This window comes from Limnospira sp., from assembly GCF_051859755.1.
Lineage (GTDB): Bacteria > Cyanobacteriota > Cyanobacteriia > Cyanobacteriales > Microcoleaceae > Limnospira > Limnospira fusiformis.
On record NZ_JBIMLI010000268.1, the window covers coordinates 1 to 2880 of the forward strand.

The 2880-nt window shown below is 47.3% G+C and carries 3 protein-coding genes; all 3 read left to right on the top strand.

The window, feature by feature from the left end; translation table 11 throughout:
* Positions 1 to 513 precede the first annotated feature (513 nt).
* Positions 514 to 795 (top strand): zinc ribbon domain-containing protein, encoded by a 282-nt coding sequence (locus ACTIE0_RS23685; RefSeq protein ID WP_215905439.1) that lies wholly within the window; start codon positions 514 to 516, stop codon positions 793 to 795.
* Between the two features lie 123 nt (positions 796 to 918).
* Positions 919 to 1785 (top strand): photosystem I biogenesis protein BtpA, encoded by an 867-nt coding sequence (btpA, locus tag ACTIE0_RS23690; RefSeq protein WP_006620437.1) that lies wholly within the window; start codon positions 919 to 921, stop codon positions 1783 to 1785.
* Between the two features lie 22 nt (positions 1786 to 1807).
* The gene (locus ACTIE0_RS23695; protein WP_006620436.1) at positions 1808 to 2575 is read left to right on the top strand and encodes a vitamin K epoxide reductase family protein; all 768 of its coding nucleotides are present in this window, start codon (positions 1808 to 1810) and stop codon (positions 2573 to 2575) included.
* Positions 2576 to 2880: the final 305 nt, after the last annotated feature.

The window sequence follows — 2880 nt, forward strand, 5'->3', positions numbered from 1 at the left end:
CTAATCATGGATGGTTGGCAGTGGTCTCGATTCTGGTGTTGGGTTACACCTCGGAGCCTTCCGTTCCCCGCTTCAATCCCAGGATTGTGGGTCCTGAAACTAGGAGTGGCTATCGCCGTTACCCTCACCTCTGTTTCGTTACGTTTCCGTTATGTTAAGAATTGTTACGAATTGTTACAGAGTATGTTAACCTGGGGTTCCCTGCCGGGTTTTGGTATCGTATGATACCAAACGTCGGGACATATAAACAGTTATGGGGTCGGTCAGAGGCGAGCCTCTTATATTCAACCAAGGGGTTGAAGCCCCACCAGATAGCTATTTCAGGCATTACCGCCTTATTTCGTATCTGAACGTCTCGCACCACCAAGTATAAACTAATATTTTTGCCCAAGTTTGAAGTGAAAAATCTGGTCAAGAGAGGAAAACGACGCTTGGCCACGAAAACGGGACGCGCCATGGTGACATGGGCTCATTACCGTTTTCAGACTTTGTTGAAGCATCAAGCAGCTAAGTATGGCTGTGTGTAGGGGCGGGTTCTGCGATCAGCCCCCACTAAGAAGAATCAGCTTTGTAAACCCGCCCCCGGACGTAACGAAAGAGTACACCAGCAAAACCTGTTCAAAATGTGGTCACATTCACACCCAACTAGGAGGCAACAAACAATTTGTTTGCCCTAATTGTGGTCATAGGATAGGACGTGATATTAATGGAGCCTTTAACATTCTGCCCTTGGCTTTGAGAGATACCTCCACTAATGGCGTGATTACCTCATTCCAGATGGTGCCATACTCATAAACTTCCGGCTATTGCCAGATTTTTCCTGGTTAAATGTATCTGTCAAAAACACCGTAGCAGTTGTATGCTAAAAGTTTCGGCCGGTAAGGGGCTGATCACATTTTGGCGGTTTAAGGTAAATCTGTGGACTTAAATCAAATTTTTAACACTGAAAATCCCATCATTGGAGTAGTGCATCTGCTGCCGCTTCCCACCTCCCCTCGATGGGGTGGGGATATCAAAGCAGTAATCGATCGCGCTGAACAAGAAGCAACTGCCCTCGCCTCCGGGGGTGTACATGGTATAATTGTCGAGAACTTTTTTGATTCTCCCTTTGCTAAAGATAAGGTAGATCCAGCGGTGGTCAGCGCCATGACCATGATTATCCAACGGCTGATGAATCTAGTTACAGTCCCCCTGGGAGTCAATGTCTTGCGAAATGACGGTGAAAGCGCTTTGGCGATCGCATCCTGTGTAGGAGCCCAATTCATTCGTGTCAACGTCTTAAACGGCGTGATGGCTACCGACCAGGGAATAATTGAAGGCAATGCTCACCGACTCCTGCGCTATCGTCGAGAATTAGGAAGCGATGTTAAAATATTGGCAGATGTCCTAGTCAAACATGGCCGACCTCTGGGTTCTCCCAATCTGACAACAGCAGTTAAGGAAACCACAGAACGAGCCTTAGCTGATGGAATTATTCTATCAGGCTGGTCTACTGGTAGTCCCCCTAGTCTGGAAGACCTGGAACTAGCGCGGACTGCAGCGGGTGATACTCCCGTATTTATCGGCAGTGGGGCTGATTATGAAAATATTTCTACCCTCATTAAAGCTGCTGATGGCGTGATTGTTGCCAGTTCCCTTAAACGACATGGCCGCATTAGCCAACCTATTGATCCCAGTCGCGTTAGTCAGTTTGTCGAGGCTATGCAGCGTGGTTTACAGCCAGGAACAACAGACCCCTGGACACTTAAACCACAGTCGGAACTACCTAGTAAACTGAAACCCTAATCAGAAACTGAAAACATTTCCTATGCTTAGCAGTCCTTCTACTCCCTGGATTTATCGCCACTCTCGTCTAATTATTCTCACCATCGCTATTATAGGGGCGATCGAAACTGCCTATTTAACTGGGGTTAAACTCTTGGGGGGAGTGGCTGTCTGTCCTACCCAAGGATGTCATGAAGTTCTCAATAGTCCATTAGCCACCGTGGCGGGGATACCCATTAGCCTATTTGGGTTTTTAGCCTATTTCACTATGGCAAGTCTAGCCGCTACCCCCTGGCTGGTCAATCCCTCCAGTCAAAAAAAACTACGGACTAAATTAGAATCCGCTACCTGGTGGATTATGTTTGGTTTGGCTACCGTCATGGCCGTTATCAGTGGCTTTTTGATGTATCTGCTGGCTTTTGAACTGCAAGCCTTTTGTCCCTACTGTGTGGCTTCCGCCATTTTCTCCATTAGTCTCTTTCTCCTGACTATGGTGGGGCGATTTTGGGATGATTTCGGACAACAGCTTTTAGTTGGGGTGGCTGTGACTATGGTGGCTTTGGTCACTGTCCTGGGGGTTTATGGTGGACAACCTACCTCAACCACTCAGCCACCTACCCTCGTCAGCCGTCAGATTACTACTAATTCAGGCGCAGCCGAAATATCCCTCGCTACCCATCTTAAACAGATTGGCGCTAAAACTTTTGGTGCTTATTGGTGTCCCCATTGCTACGAACAAAAGCAGCTTTTTGGCCGTCAGGCTTTTGCTATACTGGACTATGTAGGTGCGAGATGTTTAGGAGTCAAATAAGGCTGCAATGCCTGAAATAACCTCCTAGAGGGAAAATTAGACCTTCGACCAGTCTAACCCCTTAACTGTATATATGTCCCAACGCTTAATACAAACTAAGCAAGGCAGGGAACTCAAGGTCAATCCCATTTAAGAAATCACAAGAATACCGTCCAAGTATACTTAGGAGGAGTACTTCAACCCACTTGGGGTGATTTGGGAAAGAGTAAAGGCGATAGCCACCCCCAATTTCAGAAATCACAAATCTGGGATTGAAGCGGGGAACGGAAGGCGTGAGGGAAAACCCATTCCCAAAATCCGACCAC

Excerpts from the sequence above, each read along its gene's own strand:
- ACTIE0_RS23685 (WP_215905439.1), top strand. The coding sequence starts at position 514 with ATGGCTGTGTGTAGGGGCGGGTTCTGCGATCAGCCCCCACTAAGAAGA.
- ACTIE0_RS23695 (WP_006620436.1), top strand. The coding sequence starts at position 1,808 with ATGCTTAGCAGTCCTTCTACTCCCTGGATTTATCGCCACTCTCGTCTA.